Source organism: Vibrio sp. EA2 (assembly GCF_033042495.1).
Classification (GTDB): domain Bacteria; phylum Pseudomonadota; class Gammaproteobacteria; order Enterobacterales; family Vibrionaceae; genus Vibrio.
Genome location: NZ_JAWLID010000001.1, coordinates 391,668 through 414,118 on the forward strand (window position 1 = coordinate 391,668; position 22,451 = coordinate 414,118).

The 22,451-nt window shown below is 44.9% G+C and carries 18 protein-coding genes; 12 read left to right on the forward strand and 6 right to left on the reverse strand.

What is annotated here, in order from left to right:
• Positions 1-17 precede the first annotated feature (17 nt).
• Together RXX31_RS01755 and RXX31_RS01760 are read right to left on the reverse strand one after the other, a co-directional pair.
• A complete protein-coding gene (locus RXX31_RS01755; RefSeq protein ID WP_317587367.1) occupies positions 18-2,378 on the reverse strand; it encodes a fatty acid cis/trans isomerase in 2,361 nt (786 codons plus the stop codon).
• A gap of 309 nt (positions 2,379-2,687) precedes the next feature.
• The gene (locus RXX31_RS01760) at positions 2,688-3,545 is read right to left on the reverse strand and encodes a LysR family transcriptional regulator (RefSeq protein ID WP_317587368.1); all 858 of its coding nucleotides are present in this window, start codon (positions 3,543-3,545) and stop codon (positions 2,688-2,690) included.
• A 140-nt stretch (positions 3,546-3,685) separates the two neighbouring features.
• On the opposite strand from RXX31_RS01760, the gene RXX31_RS01765 reads away from it, so the two are divergent.
• The 10 genes from RXX31_RS01765 to yegS all read left to right on the forward strand — a co-directional run bounded on the left by RXX31_RS01765 (position 3,686) and on the right by yegS (position 14,698).
• Entirely contained in the window at positions 3,686-5,203 is a 1,518-nt protein-coding gene (locus RXX31_RS01765) for an arylsulfatase (RefSeq protein ID WP_317587369.1), read from the forward strand.
• 102 nt (positions 5,204-5,305) lie between these two features.
• Positions 5,306-6,598 carry an anaerobic sulfatase maturase gene (locus RXX31_RS01770; RefSeq protein WP_317587370.1) on the forward strand — a complete coding sequence of 431 codons (1,293 nt, stop codon included), beginning with the start codon at positions 5,306-5,308 and terminating at the stop codon, positions 6,596-6,598.
• A gap of 9 nt (positions 6,599-6,607) precedes the next feature.
• Complete coding sequence (locus RXX31_RS01775) at positions 6,608-7,591, forward strand: MoxR family ATPase (RefSeq protein ID WP_317587371.1); 984 nt, start codon at positions 6,608-6,610, stop codon at positions 7,589-7,591.
• 11 nt (positions 7,592-7,602) lie between these two features.
• Positions 7,603-8,565, forward strand: a complete 963-nt coding sequence (locus RXX31_RS01780) for a DUF58 domain-containing protein (protein WP_317587372.1) — start codon at positions 7,603-7,605, stop codon at positions 8,563-8,565.
• Positions 8,566-9,108: a DUF4381 domain-containing protein gene (locus tag RXX31_RS01785; RefSeq protein WP_317587373.1), complete on the forward strand. Its 543-nt coding sequence runs from the start codon at positions 8,566-8,568 to the stop codon at positions 9,106-9,108. It begins immediately after the preceding gene.
• Positions 9,101-10,183: a VWA domain-containing protein gene (locus RXX31_RS01790; protein WP_317587374.1), complete on the forward strand. Its 1,083-nt coding sequence runs from the start codon at positions 9,101-9,103 to the stop codon at positions 10,181-10,183. The genes RXX31_RS01785 and RXX31_RS01790 overlap by 8 nt, the downstream gene beginning before the upstream one ends.
• Positions 10,176-11,906, forward strand: a complete 1,731-nt coding sequence (locus RXX31_RS01795; RefSeq protein WP_317587375.1) for a vWA domain-containing protein — start codon at positions 10,176-10,178, stop codon at positions 11,904-11,906. Before RXX31_RS01790 ends, RXX31_RS01795 begins: the two co-directional genes overlap by 8 nt.
• Complete coding sequence (locus RXX31_RS01800) at positions 11,903-13,207, forward strand: BatD family protein (RefSeq protein WP_317587376.1); 1,305 nt, start codon at positions 11,903-11,905, stop codon at positions 13,205-13,207. Before RXX31_RS01795 ends, RXX31_RS01800 begins: the two co-directional genes overlap by 4 nt.
• A gap of 48 nt (positions 13,208-13,255) precedes the next feature.
• Entirely contained in the window at positions 13,256-13,681 is a 426-nt protein-coding gene (locus RXX31_RS01805; protein ID WP_317587377.1) for a bifunctional diaminohydroxyphosphoribosylaminopyrimidine deaminase/5-amino-6-(5-phosphoribosylamino)uracil reductase RibD, read from the forward strand.
• Positions 13,682-13,792: 111 nt separating this feature from the next.
• Complete coding sequence (gene yegS / locus RXX31_RS01810) at positions 13,793-14,698, forward strand: lipid kinase YegS (RefSeq protein ID WP_317587378.1); 906 nt, start codon at positions 13,793-13,795, stop codon at positions 14,696-14,698.
• A gap of 27 nt (positions 14,699-14,725) precedes the next feature.
• Here yegS and RXX31_RS01815 read toward each other — a convergent pair whose 3' ends face one another.
• Both RXX31_RS01815 and RXX31_RS01820 read right to left on the reverse strand, forming a co-directional pair.
• On the reverse strand, positions 14,726-16,348 hold the full coding sequence (locus RXX31_RS01815; RefSeq protein ID WP_317587379.1) for a VRR-NUC domain-containing protein: 1,623 nt from the start codon (positions 16,346-16,348) through the stop codon (positions 14,726-14,728).
• A 67-nt stretch (positions 16,349-16,415) separates the two neighbouring features.
• Complete coding sequence (locus RXX31_RS01820; protein WP_317587380.1) at positions 16,416-17,648, reverse strand: OFA family MFS transporter; 1,233 nt, start codon at positions 17,646-17,648, stop codon at positions 16,416-16,418.
• 627 nt (positions 17,649-18,275) lie between these two features.
• Between RXX31_RS01820 and RXX31_RS01825 the strand changes: the two genes are divergently transcribed.
• Entirely contained in the window at positions 18,276-18,635 is a 360-nt protein-coding gene (locus RXX31_RS01825; protein WP_317587381.1) for an NADH:ubiquinone oxidoreductase, read from the forward strand.
• A 75-nt stretch (positions 18,636-18,710) separates the two neighbouring features.
• Here RXX31_RS01825 and dcuC read toward each other — a convergent pair whose 3' ends face one another.
• Positions 18,711-20,078 (reverse strand): anaerobic C4-dicarboxylate transporter DcuC, encoded by a 1,368-nt coding sequence (gene dcuC, locus RXX31_RS01830; RefSeq protein ID WP_317587382.1) that lies wholly within the window; start codon positions 20,076-20,078, stop codon positions 18,711-18,713.
• 357 nt (positions 20,079-20,435) lie between these two features.
• Entirely contained in the window at positions 20,436-21,560 is a 1,125-nt protein-coding gene (locus RXX31_RS01835; RefSeq protein ID WP_317587383.1) for an acyl-CoA desaturase, read from the reverse strand.
• A gap of 271 nt (positions 21,561-21,831) precedes the next feature.
• Between RXX31_RS01835 and RXX31_RS01840 the strand changes: the two genes are divergently transcribed.
• Positions 21,832-22,380, forward strand: coding sequence for a GNAT family N-acetyltransferase (locus RXX31_RS01840; protein WP_317587384.1), 549 nt, complete (start codon positions 21,832-21,834; stop codon positions 22,378-22,380).
• Positions 22,381-22,451: the final 71 nt, after the last annotated feature.

Consider the following 22,451-nt stretch of genomic DNA (forward strand, 5'->3'; position numbering starts at 1 on the left):
AGAACCCCCTTAAGTCATCATCGATTCTCAAAACGATTATAGTCAAGTAATCCAAATTCGATCGGTTGATTTGTACGATACCAATGATGGAGTCGATCGCTGAATGGCCAGAACTTTTCTGAGCTACGACGAATCGCAAAACGATCCAATAACTTAACGTAATCCTCTTCGTTTTGAATCGTACTGAAATGATCGACAAAATCTTTTACTTGAGCCTCTTCTATCGAGAAAAACGCAGCGGGATAACTTCCGATAACACCATGCACGATGGTCATATCATCTTCTGAGAAGTTCCGATTACTTTCTTCATCGAACAGGCTGGAGATATTCGTATGCGCATTATTATGCAGTAGGGTAAAGAGTTCGTCTTTTCCTGCTTTACTGCGTACCATCAACATCGTAATTTGAGGAACTGACCTCAACCCTTCACCACGTACCTGGCCAATGCGTTTTATCTGTTGTTCATTCTCAACTGAAAGTGCAGTATCCGTGATTTCATAGCGAGGAAGAAGAATTGGCGTTAAATCTTCTTTCAGCTTATTCAGTAGCTCAGACTTCGGATCATCCGTTTGGTAAGTAATACTTGTCGGCTGATTAAAAGGCTCAACATTTCTCAATAGGAAATCCGATAACTGAGGGCTTTGGTCCTGATACCAGCTTGATTGCAACTGATGGCGCATATCTGCTGGTAGTAAAGTTATAAAGTTACTTTCCCCTTCCATTCTAAGAAAGTCCATAAACATACGTGTAATCAATTGATGGCCGAAATTTCCGTAGACATCGAACCCGGCAACAAGCAGGTAGTGGATACGTTCAAGTAAAACATAATCCATTACCCATACCGTCTTAGGTTGGTCTCCCACTAATCCTTGTACAACTGACGCACTGTCAAAGTGGCGAAAAACCGTCAAAGCAGCGTTTGAGTTGGTACCTTCGCCATCCCAGATAATGTTAGAAGAGAGATGTTCGCCATGTTTGAACCATTGGTTTGCAAAGTCCGACTTAGCTTCAAGGTAGCGAGCTTGCTGGCGCGAGTATTTAACCCAGTTGGTGACAGGCAGCGTATTACTTTCTAATTCGCTTGGCAGTTTTAAGTTTTCAGCCTGTGAGCGATAAAATTCGTTCACTTCAGGAATGTCGCTTTTATCTGGGTCAAGGAAGAACACCCAAAAACGATCGTTAATGACGTTGAGTGCCAACTGACCACGGCAAACCGGACCTTTAATAAACGCCATAATGGTATTTTGCGCATTGTCGAGCATGAACTTAAAACGCGACTTCACTGGAATGTCAGTAAATGAAGTCATTGGGTTCGCGGCAACTTCTGGTTCATAGCTAGGTAGCTCATTGACCGTATAGTCAGGTTGAATAAACCACTTCTTCCAATTGTCGATACGCTGTTTATTGAGCGCATAGGGCATGTGAGTTTTGTCGACGATAGTGCCTTGTTCGGGGATGATTCGGTAGTAAACGCGTTCAGTATTCGGGTCATCATAGGGACGACGAGTAGAAATACGTTTTACAGGCTGACCCGGAGGGGTCGACGATCGAACTAAGGAGAAAAAGCGAGGTGTCGGATTCTCGTTTAGCTCAGAGAAATACAAATGAGATAAAAACAGGTGCTCATAGATATAGCGAGCCATGAGTTGGTTCTTTAAATCATCCTGATTCAGCAGTGTCTCGTACTTAGTAATCTCTGCTTGTTCATTCCTGGTTATGGGCGTGTGGCTGTTCATGACGGCGCCGTTTTCCAGCCAGGTCATCAAGGTAAGATATTCAGAGTCTGCCAGGTTTGGCATACCAAAAGGCATCCCCCAAGTTGGGTTATCTTTTTCGTACTGCTCATATTCTTCGATGGTAGGGCAGGTTTGTTCTCTGTCTATCGAAAAATCAAACCCTTCCAACTGAACTTGATCGGGCAGAGGATGACGTTCTTTTTGCACTAACAGTCTTGCGATTAAGCCTGCATCCAAGTTCGCAGCCATGCTTTGCTCACGTTCATTTAAGACCGGGTGAAATCCAGCATCACGCCACTCTTGGGTCGTTTCTGCATCTTCGAAAAGACGTGTAGGTGCGACTGCAGTGAGGCGGGTTCCCTCATAAACCAGCTTTTTCGTCGCACCTCTGTCTATTCCCTCAACAGAGGAAAGCTTCAATTGACACGGAGCGTCGTAGCACGCATGACAAACCACGCAACGGTTATCCACGATGGGTTTCACTTCTTTTTGAAAAAAGTTTGCATGCTGTGTTTCAACGCTAGCAGTACGTTCTCGTACCAATTGCGGACCAAAAAGTAGGTCGTAGTTAAGACCAGCATAAGTCGCACAGCCGGCAAACAGACTAACGATAGATAGTAAAAAAATGAGGCGCAAATTCATGGAGTTACTTGGGGTGAATGACGTTTACACTCATTAAAGCAAAATAACAGATGAAATACCAAAGATTACAGAAAGGAGTTTAGTGCAAAGATCCTAAAACTCCTCACGAATGGCAATTGTTTCAAATACATAAACCGGCAGTTGTTTTATATGTAAATTGTTGCAAATCCCTAATTTGTATACTATAAACCTAATTGCATTGAAGTTAGTTTACTTTGAATTTATTGATAAGTTGATAAGCCTTTTGTAGGTGCCGATGTCATGTTTAGAGGCGTTATAAAAGCTCATATAAGAGAGCGGTGACGGTTTCTACTGTGTGGACGGCTTGCCATGTGCGGCAACAAGTAGCTCTTTAATTTTTTGGCGCAGGGCAAGATGAGCAGGATTGTCGATTTCACGTTTGTGATAGACAAACTTGTAAGGGATGGAGTGAATCGAAATAGGGCAAGGGAGCACTTGCAGATTTAGCGCCTTACTCCATTTCGTTGCAAACGATTTAGAAACGACGCCCAAGCAATCTCGGTCGGCAACATATAAGGCCATGCCTGCTAGCGAAGACGTCACTAGATCGACTTTTCGTTCCTGTATCTTTTCTTTGGCAAGTTGCTCAAACCCCGTCACGTTGTCCCATTTTCCAGAAAACAGACAATGGCTCTCTTCATAAAACTGTTGTTTTGAAAGTGTACCCTGGATTCTGGGGTGATTTTCTCGGCAAATGACGACTGCTTCTTCCGAGTATGCATCTTCAATAATAAACGCGGAGTCCTTTGTTATGACCGTATCGATAGCTAAGTCGACTTTTTGTTGTCTTAAAAGCTCAAACAGAATGTATTTTTCCGGTGGAGATTCATAAAACACCACGTTTTCTATAGGAGGCATACTATGTAGCAAAATTTCTGAGCAGCATACTTCAAAATGGTTTTTATCCGATATTGCACTGTCAATGATACTTACCGCTTGCTGAAATTGAGGAAGTAATTGATGTGCGGTGGAAGTAAGCGCTATTCCGCGGCCTTTTTTAACGAATAACTGTTTATCTACGACTTGCTCTAGACGCTTTATCGCTGCGCTTACTGCAGGTTGTGTCAGACCAAGTTGCTCAGCGGCCTTTGTGTAGGATTGGAACTCGGCGACGACCAGAAAAGTTTGGATAAGGTTTAAGTCCATAATGCCACTCATAAATTAGATTTATAGATCAACTAATTTTAACGCTATTTATCGTCAGAAATTAGTGCTTTATCTTATAACAGTAATGGTATTGGAATGCGAATGCCATTTTAATGCATCAGCGAACTTTTGGAGAAAATATGAAAAATGCGACCAAAACGAGCAGTAAAAAACTCGTACTTAACGCATGTACTTTAGCGCTAGGTGCTGCTTCTGCAACCGCATACGCAGCTGACAAACCAAACATCCTCGTTATCTTTGGTGACGATGTGGGTTACTGGAACCTCAGTACCTACAACCAGGGGATGATGGCTTACAATACACCGAATATTGACACAATTGCTCAAGAAGGTGCGAAGTTTACTAACTTTTACGCCCAGCAAAGTTCTACCGCAGGCCGTTCAGCATTTATCACAGGTCAGATGCCAAAACGTACAGGCTTGTCTAAAGTAGGCTTGCCTGGCGCTCCTGAAGGTATTTCTAAAGAAGATCCTACCATTGCAACCATGCTTAAAGAGCTTGGTTACGCAACGGGTCAGTTTGGTAAAAACCATTTGGGTGACCGCGACGAGCACTTGCCAACGAACCACGGCTTTGATGAGTTCTTCGGTAACCTTTACCACTTAAATGCGGAAGAAGAGCCAGAGAATGTTGATTACCCTAAAGATCCAGAGTTCAAGAAAAAGTTCGGCCCTCGTGGCGTGATTCACTCGTATGCAGACGGCAAGATTGAAGATACCGGTCCTCTGACCCGTAAACGCATGGAAACCGTCGATGGTGAATTCCTTGATGCGGCAGAAAGTTTCATCGAGAAGCAAGTAAAAGCGGACAAACCATTCTTTACTTGGTTCAACACCACTCGTATGCACAACTTCACTCACGTTCCAGAAGAATATCAGGGCAAAACAGGCGCTGGATTCTACGCTGACGGTGTGAAACAGCATGACGATCAAATCGGTCACCTGCTTAATAAGATTAAAGAGCTAGGCGTCGATGACAATACCATTATCGTGTACACCACAGACAACGGCCCAATGATTAACTTGTGGCCAGATGCGGGTATGACCCCATTCCGTTCTGAGAAAAATACGGGCTGGGAAGGTGCATTCCGCGTTCCTATGTTGATTAAATGGCCAGGGCAAATCGAAGCCGGTAAGACGTTTAACGGTATGATGTCACTGGAAGACTTCTTCCCGACATTGGTTGCCGCGGCAGGTAACGATAAAGTAACCGATGAATTGCTCAAAGGTAAGAAAGTTGGCGATATGAACTACAAAGTTCATTTAGATGGCTACAACCAATTACCATACATTACTGGCAAATCAGAGGAGTCAGCTCGAAATGAGTTTGTTTACTGGAGTGATGATGGTGACCTGCTGGCACTGCGTCAAGGTAAGTTCAAGTTCCACTTTATGATCCAAGAAAATGAAACGGGACTAGAAATTTGGCAGAAACCATTTACTAAACTTCGTGTACCGAAGATCTTTGACTTGAGTATTGACCCATTTGAACGTGGTGATACGGGCATGGGCTACAACACTTGGATGTATGAGCGTTCATACTTAATGGCACCAGCGATGGAAGAAGTAAAAAAAGTGATGAGCACCTTTAAAGAGTTCCCACCACGTATGGAAGCAGGTTCATTTGTTCCTAAGTAACCTTGCACTTAAGCGAAGACTAGAATAAAAATGAATGGCGCTCTCAGGAGCGCCATACTTAAAAAAGAAAGTAGAAAAGCCAACATTCAAAAGAGAGGCTGCATGAGCAAAACTTCACCACGTCATTCTACGGCTATGCCAATTGTCCCTATGAAAACGGCATTTAAATCTGAACAGGGGAATGAACGGCGCTTTCATGTTATGGCTAAACCTGGTGGTGCAAAATGTAACATTGACTGCCAATATTGCTTTTACCTGCACAAAGAAAACCTACTTCATCAACCAAAGCAACCTAAGATGGATGATGAAACCTTAGAGGCGTTTGTTAAGAGTTATATTGAGAGTCAAGATGGCGACCAAATTGTATTTTCATGGCAGGGCGGAGAACCGACCTTACTTGGGCTAGATTACTTCCGCAAAGTGGTTGAGCTACAAAAGAAATACCAACCAAGCGGTACTCGCATTGAAAATGACTTACAAACTAACGGCATTCTGCTCAATGATGAGTGGTGTGAATTTTTATTAGCGAATAACTTCCTGGTCGGCTTATCTATCGATGGTCCAGAAGAGCTGCACGATAAATACCGTAAAACTCGCAGCGGTAAACCGACCTTTCATTTGGTGATGAAAGCGGTTGAGAAACTTCAGCATCATGGGGTGCGGTTTAATGCGCTGGTGACGGTTAACCGCCACAACGTTAAGTACCCTGTGGAAATTTATCGATTCCTCACTCGCGAGTTGGGTGTGACTTACATTCAACTTGCGCCGGTAGTGGAGGCTAACGACTTCCATACTACGGCTCCTCAGTTTTGGAATGAACAAATGATTCCAACGATGGGGAGCGAACTGGCTAAGCCCGGACATCCTATGTCAGTGGTCACGGATTGGTCGGTGGATCCTGATGATTGGGGCAAGTTCCTCAGTGAGATGTTTGTTGAGTGGGTGAACAATGATCTAGGCCGTGTGTTGGTTAACCTATTTGAAACGGCGGTAGCTCAGGTGATGGGTAAACCAGCGCAACTCTGCATTACCTCAGAGTTCTGCGGAAAGGGCTTAGCGATAGAGCACAACGGTGATGTGTACAGTTGCGACCATTACGTTTATCCCGAATACAAGCTTTCCAATATTCATGAGCACTCGTTGAACGAAATGGCGTTTTCTACTCGTCAGTTTAGCTTCGGTATGGCCAAACGTGATTCATTACCGGATTATTGTAAGAAATGTCCTTACCTTAAATACTGTTGGGGCGAATGTCCTAAAAATCGCCTTATTAAGACGCCGGATGGCGAAGAAGGCCTCAATTATCTTTGCTCTGGTATTCGCCGTTTCTTCGATGACACCTTACCTATGCTGGTGGGCCTTTCTCAACTATTGCAACAACAGAATTCAAAGTAAGGGACAACAATGAACAACGCGCAACAAGCGATAAATAAACTGATTGAACAGACCGAGAAAAGCGTCATCGGTCAAAGCCATGTGGTACAAGCTTTGGTGATTGGTTTATTGACCAATGGACATATTCTGTTGGAAGGTTTACCCGGTACCGCAAAAACACGTTCGGTAAAATCATTAGCCAATCTTCTAAATACTAGCTTCGGTCGCATTCAGTTCACGCCTGATCTTCTACCTTCGGACGTCACCGGAACCGAGGTTTACCAGGAGGTAGATGGCAAGCCTCAGCTTCATTTTCAACCAGGTCCCATTTTCAACAGTATTGTTCTTGCCGATGAGGTCAACCGTGCTCCGGCCAAAGTGCAGGCCGCGCTGCTAGAAGCAATGGCCGAAGGAACAATTACCGTTGGCGATAAAACGCATGTATTGCCTGAGCTGTTTATGGTGCTGGCGACACAAAACCCGATCGAGCAGGAAGGGACTTACCCTCTGCCAGAAGCGCAGATGGACCGCTTTATCATGAAGGTAACGGTGGATTACCCGGAAGATTCCGCAGAACGAGAGATTATTCGTCTGGTACGCAGCGAAGAACTTGGTTCGGAAATGAGCTCTGAACTAGTGACGCCACAACATATTGAGCCAGAATTGGTGATAGAAGCACGTCGCCAATTGCCAGATGTCGCGGTTTCTGAATTAGTTGAAGACTATATTGTCGCATTGGTGATGGCGACACGTAAGCCAGAGCGCTATGCCGACTCGCAATTATCTAAATGGATTGAAATTGGCTCCAGTCCTCGCGCTTCAATTTCGTTGGATAAGTGTGCTCGCGCCTATGCTTGGCTTCAAGGACGTGACCATGTCACACCTGATGATGTCCGTGCTATGGTCCCATCAGTATTAGGACACCGCTTTTCATTAACTTACGATGCATTGGCAGATGGTGTCGACCATCAGCGAGTCGTTCAGGAATTGCTAGACTGTGTTGAAATCGGGTAAGTGGAGGCATCATGGCAAAGCCGACCCATGCACCTAAACCAGAAGGTATAGACCCTCGAATATATTGCGATTACGCAAGGCTGGTACGTCTACAAGCACAAGCAGAGTCCTTCAGTTTGCTCCCTCATCTTAAAGCGGGCAGTGTGTTGTCTGGCCGACACAACTCTCTCTTTCGTGGCCGTGGACTGAACTTTGAAGAACTGCGTCATTACCAGTTAGGCGATGATATACGTAACCTCGATTGGAAGGTGACGATGCGCACTGGCAAACCGCATGTGCGCAGTTATACCGAAGAAAAAGATCGCAATGTGATCGTCTGTGTCGATCAACGCAGTGCGATGTTTTTCGCTTCGACACAGGTAATGAAGTCTGTCGTAGCAGCAGAAGTTGCAGCGATGTGTGGTTGGCGGGTATTAAAAGATGGCGACAGAGTCGGGTTCGTTATTGCCTCACACCAGGCACTCTTTCACTCAAAGCCACAGCGTTCGCAAAATGACTTTCTCGCCCAGCTGAAACACTTAACGAGGGCAAACCAGTCGCTCAGTGTTGATTCTATTGACTCCGAGAAAGTGACCTTTAGTAAATGGATCGAACTGATAAAACGGATGAAGCTCAAACAATCCACTCTTATTTTTATTAGCGACTGGAGTGACTGTGAAGAGCATCACCTAGACCACCTCAAACAGTTGCAACAGCACAACGATATTCTTGCCGTGATGGTTAGCGATCCCCTCGAACAAACACTGCCTCAAGACCTGGCCAAATCAAAGTGGGTGGTTGGCGATGGCCAGTATCAACTCAACTTGGATAGCAAAGCGAAAGTCGATGCGGCAAGTGCGACGCTTGAAGCGAAATCAGACTTGCGCCGTGAGTCTCTTGGTCAGCTTATGGCAATAAAGCATTTGCCTTATATTGAACTCAACACCGCAGGCGAGCACGTTAACGAGTTTCAAAAACTGGTGGGAGGACGTTAAATGAGCGACGTGCCCAAGCCTCCTGGTTCTTACATTCTCAGTGAACTGCATGACGTTACCGTTCCACCCAGTGTCAGTTGGTATCCGCAAACTGTTGGCTGGAAAATCCTGGCTGGTGTGATGGTTATCGCTTTAATTTACCTCGCTTACCGCCTTCTGCATCAATGGTGGGTGAATCGCTATCGCAAAGAAGCATTAAATGCGATTTCACAGCTAGAAGCAGGCGATAATGAGATGCCGAAAGCGTTATTCTCCATTTTGAAAATTGTGCTCATTCACATCGATAGCAACAATGCCAAGCTGTTTGATGGTGCTTTTCTTAGCAAGCTCGATGAGCTTAATCCGACAAAAAGTGCTTTTAGTGATCAAACCTCAACGTTATGGCTTGAAAGCATTATTAACCCAAAAATCGAGCTGACCAACGCACAGCGAAAGCTTCTCATCGACAAAGCAAACTGCTGGGTTAGAGAGCATTCGCAAATGCCCTCGGCAAGTCATTCAACGCCAGGAATAACGATGAAGCAAGGAGCTCAGGATGAATGATCTTCTCTCTTCTATCGGGTTGTCTGGCTTCGAGTTTACCTATCCTTTATGGCTGATTATCTTACCGTTACCACTGATCGTGTATTATTTGGTTCCGGCTTACCGTACCAAGCAAATGGCAATAAAAGTGCCGTTCTTTACTCAATTGGTGGAAGCCATTGGCGAAACACCGTCAGAAGGGGCCAGCCAGCTAACACCAAGCTGGTGGCAGCGTGCGACGTTGATCCTTTCTTGGATACTGGTTATCTGTGCTATCGCTAAACCTACCATCTTAGGTGAACCTCAAGTGCGCGAAAGTCTTGGCAGAGATGTGATGGTAGTGGTCGATCTGTCTGGATCAATGGCAGAAGCTGATTTTACATCTCGCACAGGAGATAAGGTATCTCGTCTGGATGCTGCCAAAGAAGTGCTGGCTGATTTTGTTCAGTCGCGTAAAGGTGATCGACTTGGCTTGGTACTGTTTGGTGATGCGGCTTTTGTTCAGACACCATTTACCGCTGACCAGAATGTGTGGCTCGAACTGCTCAATCAAACGGATGTTGCTATGGCTGGACAGAGTACCCACTTAGGCGATGCGATTGGGTTAGCGATTAAAGTGTTTGAGCAGAGTGATCAGACGCGAGTCGGGTTAACGCAAGCGACTGAGCGTGAAAAAGTTGCCATTGTATTAACGGATGGTAATGACACTGGCAGTTTTGTCGAACCAATAGATGCGGCAAAAGTGGCGAGAGCTAAGGGCGTTCGTGTGCATGTTATCGCAATGGGTGATCCGCAGACCATTGGAGAAACCGCACTAGATATGGATACGATAAACAGAATCGCATCTGAATCAGGCGGTGAGTCATTTGAAGCACTAAACCGGGATGAGTTATCAGCGGCTTACGACGCCATCAGTCAGCTAGAGCCAGAATTGTATGAAAGCACGACCTATCGTCCGAAACAAAGTTTGCACCACTACCTGATGGTATTGGTGGTTGTGATGCATTTGCTCGCGTTCAGTGTGGCGACAATCAGACGAAGAGCCAAAGCGCGCTTTTCAACAGGGGCCGTATCGGTAGGAGAGCGCGATGTTTGATTCTCTTAGCTTCACGCAATTTGTTACGCAGTTTCATTTCATTCGTCCTTTGTGGCTACTGGCGCTGATCCCGATGGTTTTTCTGATTTGGCTGCGCTGGCACGAGGAGAGTAAACCCAGTTGGAAAGATATTCTGCCCGATCATCTCCGCGAGGTATTAACGATTGGCGAACATGGTTGGCGTAAACAATTGCCACTAAAGCTACTGATGGTCAATGTGTTTATTGCGATCATTATTTGTGCTGGACCAAGCTGGCAACGGGAGGCATCGCCTTTTGGTGAAGACAAAGCATCCATGCTGGTTATCTTGGATAACAGTGACTCTATGTTGCAAAAGGATCTGCCACCAAGTCGTTTGGAGCGTTCTAAACAAAAAGTTCGTGATTTGCTAGCGTCAAGACAAGGTGGCAAAACGGGCTTGGTGGTGTTCTCTGGCACTGCACACGTTGCCATGCCGGTCACACAAGACAGTGCCGTTTTCGATCCGTTCCTCGCGGCTATTGACCCAGAGATCATGCCAGTAAAAGGTAAACTCGCAGAGCAGGCATTAGCGTTGATTGATGAGCAATTACAGGGGCTACCTGGCTCAACGGTACTATTGGTCACGGATGGTGTGAATCCAACCACTATTTCTCAATATGAGGAGTACTTTGCAAGTAACCCTTATCAACTGCTGATCCTCGCAGCTGGTAACCCTGATGTTAATAGCAGCAGTCCAATGGATCTCGATTCACTACAAACACTTGCTAATAAAACGAATGGACGTTTAGTTGAAGTGAGTGTCGACAACAGTGATATTGAACAACTAAACCGCTATGTAGAACGAAATATGCAGCTCAACGGTGAATCATCGATGCCATGGAAAGACATGGGGTATGCACTGTTATTTCCAATTGCACTCATTATGCTGATTTGGTTCCGAAAGGGCTGGTTAGTTCAGTGGTGTTTGATCGCAATGATCACGGGGAGTGCGATGGTGCCTGATGATGCGTGGGCGGAAAACATATCGATAAAAGCAGAAGAACAACAAGTTGTACAGAAAGTGACTGCGTTCGATAAAGCAGCCCGGTGGTGGTGGGATTTATGGCTAACGCCTGACCAGCAAGGTCAGAGGTTGTTCAATAAACAAGAATACTTGGCGGCGGCAAAACAGTTTTCTGATCCCTTGCGCAAAGGCACGGCATATTACTATGCCAGTGAATTTGAACTTGCCCATAGTGCGTTTTTAGCCATGCAAAATGATCCTTCGCAACAGGTCCGAGATTTTGGTTTGTACAACGCAGCGAGTGCATTAGCACGCCAACGTGAATACTTAGCGGCGAGAGATCTTCTTGAGTCTTTAGCCAATAAGCCGACCTTGAGCCAGGAGCTAAGACCTGATGTTGAACACAACCTCAATGTTATCAGTGGGATTGTTGAGGAGATCAATCAGATGAGCGAAAGCCAGGCTGGGACGGAGCAAGAATCGTCGACCGAGCTTGGCGATAATCCTCAAACGGCAGAAGGCGCAGACGAACAGACTTCGGCAGACATGATGCTCAAAGAAACATTAAGCGCCGCTGACATTTTAGGAAATCAAGAGATGGCAGATAAATGGTTAAAACGTGTCGAATCAGACCCCAAAGACTTTCTGCGCTCTAAGTTTCAAATTCAGCTAAACTCGCCTTCAACGAGTGAACGTTCCGATGATACCAATAATGGCAACGAGGAGGTGACGCAATGATAAAGCAGCTTCAACGCGTTATATGTGCTCGTCTGCTGCACGTATTCATCATCTTAGTAAGCTTCTGTACCAGCGGCTTAGCTTTCGCCCAAGACATTCAAGACTTGCAGCGGAGTAATGACGTAGAAATAAAAGCTTGGGTTGGCCAAGCCCCAAGTGATGAAGAACAGAGTACATCACCCAACTTCAGTGTTAACGAACAAGTCATTTTGAACATTGAAGTGGCAACGCCACGCTGGTTTACAGGTGGAACTCGGATTGGGTCTGTGGAAATCCCGGATGTGATCGCCAAGCAGCGAAATCAATTGGCTACCAATTTTACTGAGCGTAAAGGTGGGCAAACCTGGTCACGCCAGCGATGGGAAGTGACGCTCTATCCACAAGCATCGGGAAACTTTGTCATTCCCCCTATCGCGGTGGGCGTTCAGGTCTCAGCGCCGGATGGAAACAATGTTTCGGGTACGCTTTACACTCAGCCAATTCAGTTCTCAGCGTCGTTACCATCGGGTCTATTGAGTGATAATACGCCCTGGTTTGCTGCGACGAATGTAGATGTCAACCAAGAGTGGGAGAGCTCTGGCGAATCTTTAAAAGTGGGGGATGCGGTTACCCGCAGAATCACGATAACCGCACAAGACAGTTTGTCGGTGTTGTTGCCAGATCTGCTCAAAGGCGAGTCGACTAGCCGTTATCAAGCGTACCCACAGCCTCATCGTCTTAGCGATACTCAAACGCGTGGTGATTATCAATCTACCCGCACAGAAGAGAGTGTGTACGTAATTCAACAGGGAGGAGAGCTAACGCTACCTGTTTATGAATTTCAATGGTGGAATAGTCAAACGCAACAGTTAGAAACCATAGTTGTTGAAGGTAAGTCGTTCCAGGCAAAACATACCTTGGCGTCGTTCATTAAAGCCTATTTTGCCTGGATAGTGAGCATTGTTGCGATAGTGGCATTGAGTCTCGTTTTGTTTCTAGCCGTCAAACGTTATTACCGTACCAGACCGACACCACCATGGTTGAGGTTTCACCAATTACTCAAATCAAATCGTTGGGGAGAGGCTCGATCTGCATTGTATAAACAACTGCGGGTGAATACTTCAGAGCTAGAAATGAGCAAAGTCAGCGCTAACGAATCGTGGCAGAAAAAATCACAGCATTTACAACAAGGCGAGCGAAATAAGAGCCTAATGAAAGCGATGTGGCGAGAGATACAGAACAAGCAAAAGCGGTTTAAGCTGAAGATACCTAAGGCATTGCCTGAGTTGGAGAAGTTGAATCGAAGAGATGGCATTAAGTAAGGTTGGACGCTACTATATTGCTTCGTTTGTGTATAGGAAAGATGTTTGATGAACCAAGAGTTTATGCGTCGCGCGTTGGAAATTTCGCGTAATGCTCTTCCTGAGTGTCAGCCCAACCCACCTGTAGGTTGTGTTCTGGTTAAAGATAATCAAATCGTATCTGAAGGCCATACTCAAGCTATCGGTGGAAACCACGCCGAAGTTGAAGCCTTGAATGGGTATAATGGATCCTTAGAGGATATTACGGCTTATGTGACACTTGAGCCGTGTTCGTTTGTTGGGCGAACTCCAGCTTGTGCGGTGACGTTGGTCAATTCTGGCATCAAAAAGGTTGTCGTTGCCATGCTCGATCCTGACCCACGTAACAGTGGTCGTGGTATCGCTATCCTAGAGCAATCTGGTGTTGAAGTAGAGGTCGGTGTTTGCGGTGCTGAAGTGAGTGCGTTTTTAACCCCGTATTTGGGTAAATCTTAATATATTTGTTAAACATAGCGTTATGACCGTTTCAATAGCCGGATTCTTGTCTAAACTCTCGAAAGTACCGTGGAGTGAAAATACAACTAACCCGTAGGGGGACGGACTTCGATGAACACCATAAGAGCAATTCTAAACGGCAAAAAAGCAGGCATACCTGAGTTAAGAAGCGCAATCATGGAGATGAGAGAGCAGGGTGTCGATGTACAAGTCAGAGTAACCTGGGAAGCTCAAGACATGGCCCGTTTAGTTAATGAGGCGGTAAAAGAGGGCATCACTCGCCTCGCTGTTGCTGGTGGTGATGGGACGGTCAATGAAGCCGTCTCGGCTATTGCCCAAATCGAAGAACAACAACGGCCAGAGTTAGCGATCATTCCACTTGGAACCGCTAATGATTTTGCTACCGCCAACCGTATCCCCGTCACTATTCCTGAAGCGCTATCTTTGGCGGTCAATGGACAAACCGCAGCTATCGATTGTGTAAAAGCGAACGACCGTTACTTCATTAATGTGGCCACTGCAGGGTTTGGTGCAGAAATTACCACTGAAACTCCGGTAGAGTTGAAGAACTTTTTGGGCGGTGGGGCTTATACCCTAACGGGTGTCGTCAAAGCGTTGGGGTTTAAGCCCTATGATGGCACTCTGACGGTAGATGATGGTCGTTACGAAGGTGGAATATTACTGGGTGCATTTTGTAACGGACGTATGGCAGGCGGTGGGCAGTCATTAGCGCCCAATGCCATGATTGATGATGGATTAATGGATTTAACGCTGGTGTGTCCATTTTTACCCCATAACTTGCCAGCAGTGATAGACGAGATTAACAATCCGAGCATTAATGGTGATTTTGTCAAACATACACGCACCAGTTGGTTGGAGATAGATTTTCCCAATCCGCTTCCTCTCAACTTAGATGGGGAGCCTTACCGGTCACGCAAAGTTCGCTTTGATATTCTGCCCAATAGTATCCGTTTGGTTTTACCGGAAGACTGCCCCTGTGTAGGGGCAACAGGCTAAACTCTCCTGGCGTATGAGTGTTTATTATCATTCCCGGTTTTTGGCGACCACATAGCAAACCGAAAACGGGACATTAAGGCGGTTAAACTGTTTAATCCAACGCCATTGGTTATCCTGTAGTTTGTCGCCCGGGCCTTTCACTTCAATCCATTCAAATTGCCCGTCTTTGAACGCAATTAAATCTGGCATCCCGTTGCGATAAAGCTTGAGGTCGCTGAGCTGTATTTTAAAAAGCGCGATCAACATGGACATAGGGATAGTGTTAAGTGCGATTTCAATCAACGCTTTACTCACCATGCCCCAGTGAACAAAGGGGTTGCTGATGCCGAATTTAGCATCGTATTTCTCGAGTAATGCAGCTGCTTTTTCGGCAGCTAGATTTTCGAGCGCGGAGGTGATTAAGTCTTCACGTTTGGATACAAAGTCAGCATGGTACAAATCAAGTGGGCGATGTTGGTAAGCATTAATAAAAGCGCCTTCTATAGGAGCAAAAAGCACATCCCAAAAGGTTAAGCCAAACAGCGAGTTGAGCAACGTATTTTCTGCATAAAACACTTGCCATCCCAGCCGTTCAAAGTGTTCTTTGGCAGCAAGCTCTACGCGATGTTGGGATAAATCCAGCTCAAGATGGTATTCATTGCATTTGGGTTTCTGAGCTCTGGGAACTTTTTGCCCCAGCTTGCGTTTTAACCGTTGTTCTAGCTTTTGTGCCACTTCGAATTCAGCGACATCGATAGGTGAATTTATCATTTCCGTGACAATGTCACAAAACAAAGTGTCTTGTTGTAACTTATCATAGAGTCGTGCTCGACGTTCTCTACTTGGGGTAAGCCTTGTCTGCGCAAAAATCGCCAGTGCTGTTTCTAGCTCATGAATACGTTCGTAATCGCGTGCGATGTCATTTAGCATATGCTCACGCTTTCTGTCTATATAGTCGTGTGATACTGGTTGAGGCATCGCTTCAATGAGAAGGTCAAGGTTGGTTTTGTCTTTCCGGTCAAACTGCCAGTAAAGGGCGGCGAGTTGACTGAGTTCAATCAACTGGTCAATTTGCTCACGCGAATCAAAGAATCGCCGCTCTTTACTTAATTGATATTGCTCGAACTGGTGCAAGCCCAGGTCATCAAGTACGAACTGACTTAAATCTTGGTGAGTGTTGGCGAAGAACAGAGTGAGTAACACATCGATCATATGTGCGGAATTGAGTTTGATGATCGTAAAGTCAAGCTGGTCATAACGATCAAACTCGGTGTTACTTAAACATTCAACGAGTGCATCTTTCTTTAGGGACTTCGGAAGTTCTGGATAAAGCGCCAAGGTTTCCGGTTTCGTCAGTAAGTTAGTGGCTAACTCTTGGTGAGAAAGTGCAGGGGACAGAGAAATCAGCTCTTGTTGGCTCAACTCTGTAAGCGCTTCATCTATGGAAGGGATTTCTTGATAACTCAGTTTGTCACTGCGAAACCAACATCCTTTGCGGCTGTATAAACGTACTAAAAGACATTGGGCATGTTTGCTCAATGTCTCAAACGAATGCAGCCACTCGTGCTCTTCTTCTGTCAGTAAGTCGTTGTACCATGTTATTGCATGGTGGGTAAGTTTGAAGAAGTTATCTAGATAGTAGTCTGGAGCGAGTTCGACAGTGTTTTCCATAAACGAATAATAATAAAAAAGGCTTAACCCATAGGTTAAGCCTTTTCATCATCAAATCAATTCACAATTATGCGTTTTTCAGCTGTGCTACTTTTGTTTCAGTGATGGGTTTTGTAATGAACGCTAGTACGATACATACTGCCATCATAGCGGCAGAAACCGTATAAGCGAGCGTGTAACCCTCGCCGTTCGTCATTGAGAAGCCAACAACGGCAGCGCCTATTGCACCACCGATACCCCATGCCGTGTAAAGCACGCCGTAGTTTGTACCGTAGTTTTTGAGACCATAGAACTCAGCTGTCAGAGTAGGGAATACTGCTAGAAGTGTACCGTAGCCGACAGCAGCGATTGCTGTACCGATGATAAGCGTAAACTCAGAATCGAATGTTGCGAACAACACCATGTTTACACCCTGCAGAACAAACGCAAGTAGAAGCGTACGAACACCACCAATTTTATCTGCAAGTATACCTGCAGCAACACGGCCGCCTGAGTTGAATACCGCAAGAATAGACGCAAGGTAAACTGCGTTTGGCAAGTTAGCTTGAACGCTCGCGATGGTGGTGATGTTGCCGATGATCATTAGACCAACAGAGGCCGCGAACGCATACATGATCCATAGAGAGTAGAACTGTGGCGTTTTTAGCATTGCTTTCCAGGTTAGGTCATCTGACTTCTTCACCGATTTTGGTGCCTGACCTTGTTTTAGTTTAGGTTCTGCTGGCCTGTAGTCTGCTGGTGGGTTGTTGATCGTGGCCGCAAGAGGAACCGCGATAGCAAGAATACCAACACCAAGAACCAAAAAGCTGGTTTGAATGCCCATGCTGTCAATCAATGAAGATGTGACTGGTGCCAGGTAGATAGCTGCCAGACCAAAACCTGCTGCGATGATGCCGTTAACCATGCCTTTCTTCGACGCGTGGAACCACTTCATTGCAGAAGGAGATAGACACGCGTAACCAAAACCGATACCTGCGCCAGTGATAACACCAAACGTAATGTTCAGCATTAAAGGAGAGTTCACAAAGCCAGATGCGATCATACCTAGTCCTGTTAACACAGTGCCCAGGATAAGGATCAAACGTGGACCCATACGGTCTTGTAGGATACCTGCAACAAGAAGACAGATAGAGAAGGTGATGGTTGCAGTCGCGTATGGTGCGGAAGCCTCTGCGGCAGTCCAGCCGGATTCAGTTACCAATGCCTTGTTGAATACACTCCAGGCATACAGGATGCCAAGACAAAGGTTGATGCAGAAACCTGCTAGCAGAATGCGCATCGCTTTATCAATCTTGCTCATTTTTTCTCTCAGTTAACTCTCTAACAGGAGCCCACAACCATTCACTGTCATACAGTTTTGGGAAAGGCCTCTAGCTCCAACATTTGAGAGTGGTTTGTTTAAAGGTGTTTTTTCTCAAAATAAGTTTGCGTTTTTCAACAATTGACGCAATTGGCGCGGATTATAACCAATAAATATGTGATTGGAATCTCTTTTTGGTATTAGGTTTAAAAAATAATTTGAATCTATAAAACCATATGTACATTAGAGATTTTAGATGTAAATGAGATGTTGCTGGTAGGTGGTGTTCTCTGATTACCAACAAAATATCGCAGTGAAATGATAAGAACATGGTGAAAATATGCATTCAGTTCACATTTCAGGGTAAAGATTACAGATTGTTTCTGTGTTAATACTTTGTGACAAAAGAGCCTTAAATAAGCACCTTTCTAGCTAAGTATTGGATATAAAGGATTTATAAAACTTAACTTGTTAACCTTTTGTAATATGGTGAGTTGCTCGGAGGGGTTGGTTACTAAATGAACGAAAAATGTGCTTGTAATTGCACGTTAGAAGAGCAAAATATAGTGAAAAATGAGTTTTCATTTATGAAGGGATGCTTTTTTTCGATTTATTGTGAGGTAACTTATGAAACTGTTCCTAGTGCTTATCGCTTCTGTTTCTGCAGGTGTGGCATCGGCAGAGCATTTCCATTCATTTATGTTAGGTCTTTCTATCGCTTCTTTGGCTGTCGGTAGTTGCTACTTTTTGGCGTTTCGTAGCTCTCGTTTCCCGCAACTTGCGCTGTTCTTGCTGATCTGTGGCATGCTATCTAAGTTAGCCATCACGGTTACAGGTGTGCTGTGGGGGATGTCAGCGGAGCTGATTACGTCGCCGATAGTGTTTGCTTTGTCTTACTTCTTCTTCTCCCTCGTGGTGACTTACTTATGGTTTACTTACCGCGAAAGCATTACTCAAATACCTGATCGCTTTAAGACAGCATCATAAAGACTCAGAACATTAGAAAGGGCCAGTAAGATTTTCTTACTGGCCCTTTTTTCGCGTTTATTTGGTGATGAGTGGTTACGCCGACATTGGTACCAACACCATTGTCCCCACGATAACCGTTATTAACCCCGCCAGTACAGGCACAGAGGTACGTTTAACGACCTCGAATGGGCTAATTTTCGCCATACCTGATGTTGCGACTACCACGCCAGAAACTGGAGAAATGGTACGACCCAGGTTTGATGCTTGCAGCATTGGGATGATTAAGAACGCAGGGTTAAGCCCCATTTTTGCTGCCAGTGAAGGAGCAAGTTCAACGAATGCATAGAAAGGTGCGTTACCAGAGCCCGTAGCGATTGCTGCAGCAACAGTTAATGCAGTCAAAATAAGCATTAGAGCAACACCGCCCGCGCCCGCTTGGTCCGCTAGATGAAGGAGGTTGTCAATTGCGCCGATAGACATCAGTCCCTGAGCAAATACACCAGCAGCAACTAATAGCATTACCACGCCTTTGAATGCGTCAGCCATACCCTCGTAACATGAATCCAAATCTTCCAGCGACTTTTTGCCATCAAACTTGTTCACGACGTAGTGAATGAGCGCTCCAAGGAAAATAGAAGCAACAACGATGGTGTAGATATCCAGACTTAATCCAGGGATTGTACGGCCGTTGAAAAGAAATACACCGATGATTGGCAAAAATGGAAGGGCAGCGTAAAACGCCGGAGCATCCGCTTTGATTTCTGAGACGTCAACCTTTTCCATTGGCGTGTTTTCTTTCTTATCCAGATACTTGTTCCAGAAGAAAGCAGCCACAGCCATGACGATGATGGCACAAATCGATACGGGTAGAACGGTTTGTACAGCAAACACGTCAAGAGCAAGTCCTGATTTCTCTGCGGCAATCACAACATCACCGGAGGTTGGAGAAAGAATGATTGCTGCTGGAGAGGCACAGACCGCAACTGCTGCCGGGCGTGAGATGCCCATTGCAACCATCATTGGGAACAATGTTGCCATTAACAGCACGCCCAACCCAGTTGCCGAGCTTACGGCTAACGACATTAAGCAGGCGACAATATAGGCCGCAACTAAAAGGACATAAGGAGACTTAATTACTGAAAGTGGTTTGGAGAACTGTTTTACTACGACGTTGTTTGCGCCAATGTGTGTCATGTAAGACGCGAAACCACAAAGCAACATAATCTGCATGCCCAGGCCGCCACCACGGTACTGAAGCATATATTTTACGTATTCTAATGAGTCCGTGACCATATTACCGGTCGAAGTAATGCTTGATGGTAATACTTGATGGCCTAACACGCCTGTTAAGAGAAGTAGGCTGATACCTGCGGTTAAAAGCACGCCAGCCGCTTTATAGCCTTTGACAATAAAATAGCCCACGGCAATGGTCACTATTAAGCCAATTAAGAGCTCTAACATAAGGTCTCCAGATGTAATGACAAAAAAAGGATGAAACTGTTTCAATTTATGACAGGGAATGTACAGAATTCTTGCTTGTGGCACGAGTTGAATCTGGAACTTACATGATCTAAAACAAATAATAATTTAATAAGTAAAAGCGATGTATTATTTTGTTTAATTATGTTTTATTGGGTTATATATGCTAATTTGTATCGGTTTTAATGAAATATAATACTAGTCTAAAGCCGGAATAAGTGAGCGGAAGGAGAGTGGAAAGTGCGCGAAATGGGAGGTTGTAGCCTGATTGTGAGGTAAGAGTGTCCAAAGAAAAAAGCCCCGACACGTCGGAGCTTTAGTTTGATTGTTGATTCAGGGTTACGCGTATCGACGAACCATGAGATTCCAACTTTGCTGTTGTCTTTCAAATTCCGCTTTGATCTGCTGATACTTCAGTTTACAGACCGAATATTCATACTTCTTGACCACGTCAGCTGTCTTTTTACCAATCAGTTCTTTTCGAACCTCATAGTACTCCTGCATATGATGAACCAAAGAATCAAATTCGTGCTGAAGTTGGTCGAGAATAGGTTGTGTGTTCGGTTTCGATTCCAGTTTCTCTCTGGTCTTCTTCAACAATTGGGTCGCACGGGCTTTTTCTATTCTGAAAGTAGGAGTCGTACGTAATTTTGAAGTTAATCCAAGCCAAGAGCACGATTTGATCAACCACTTGGTGGGATCGTAATGCCACCAATAAACACCGTTGCGATAGTCATTCTCGAAGATATGATGAAAATTATGGTAACCCTCACCAAAGGTAAAGAAGGCCAAAATACCGTTATCGCGTGCTGTATTTTTGTCGGTAAACGTCTGCTTACCCCAGATATGAGCCAATGAATTGATAAAGAAGGTAGTATGGTGGCTCATAAATAGACGAACTGCACCCACCACTAATAGCATGCCCCAGACATCACCATAAATGAGCCCTAAGGCAACCGGAAAACCAATATTGGTCATAAGCGCCAGCAAAACATAGTAGTTATGCTGCCACATCACGATCTTGTCACGCTTGAGATCACGGCAGTTAGTGTAGTCGTTGTCTTTTGATTGGTTGTAATCACGCAACATCCAGCCTAAATGTGAGTACCAGAAGCCAAGCTTCGCTGAATAGGGATCTTTATCGTTGTTATCCACGTGTTTGTGGTGGACGCGATGATCGGAAGACCAGTGTAATACACTATTTTGTAGAGAAAATGCGCCGCCCAGTGCGAATATCCCACGTAAAATTGGATGAGCTTCGTAGGTTTTATGGCTCCAAAGACGATGATAGCCCGCTGTGATTGATAAATTGGTAAAACTGAACGCGACAACGCCCCATATTAAGTGCTCCCACCCTAATCCAAAGTGGTAGGCATACCAAGGAGTAACAACGAAGGTAAGTACGAAACTGGCAATAAATATTAATATATTCAACCAGATAAGAGGTGGTCTGTTTTGAGTCACAATGTTTTCCTGACTTTGAGCTAACAACTGTACGCCAGAATATCAGCGTACACGTGTAAGTCAAACTGAAGTTATACAATTGTGATGATTCTTATAGTATATAGCTAATAAATCTGTCGGCACATTTTGCTTTTAATTAAATAATGAGTAGTATTAAAAAATGAACTTTGGCTTAAGCTTTGTGAAATCTACCGGCAAGTTAGGTTTGTTTTGGTATAAAACGCTAAGGTTAATTGGAAGAGCAGCATATATAAGAATATAGGAACACGTAATGGATTTACGACTAGCGGAATATAAGGACTATGAGCGTATTGCACATCTGCATTCAGAGAGTTGGAAGCGTCACTATCAAGGCATTCTAAGTAACACTTATTTAGACAAAGACGTTCTGGATGATAAATTGCTAATCTGGCAAACCCGCCTTACCAACCCGCCTTTCAACCAACATATCGTACTCGCGGAAGAGGGTGGTCTTTTAATTGGTTTTGTCTGTATCTTTGGTAACCATGATTTTGAGCGTGGTACTTTTATCGATGCACTGCATGTCGATGAATCGTTTCGCAGCCGTGGTATAGGTAAACAACTATTACTCGCCGCCGCTGAATGGCAGCAGCAATACTTCAAAGATTGTGGTTTATATCTGGAAGTTGTCTCGCAGAACACTTCTGCAATCGAATTTTATCGTCATATTGGTGGTCGAGAGTGCCAAGAGCGAATTTGGCGCGCACCAGGAGGCACGGAAGTGATGGAAAAGGTGTTCAGCTGGCCTAGTGCACAGTCCTTGGTCAACGGTATCGAAGATCACGTTGTCTATTCTTAGCCTTCACAACCGCGTATGAAGTTGTATACATAAAGAGCAGCAAAACGCTGCTCTTTATGTTGCTAAAGCGC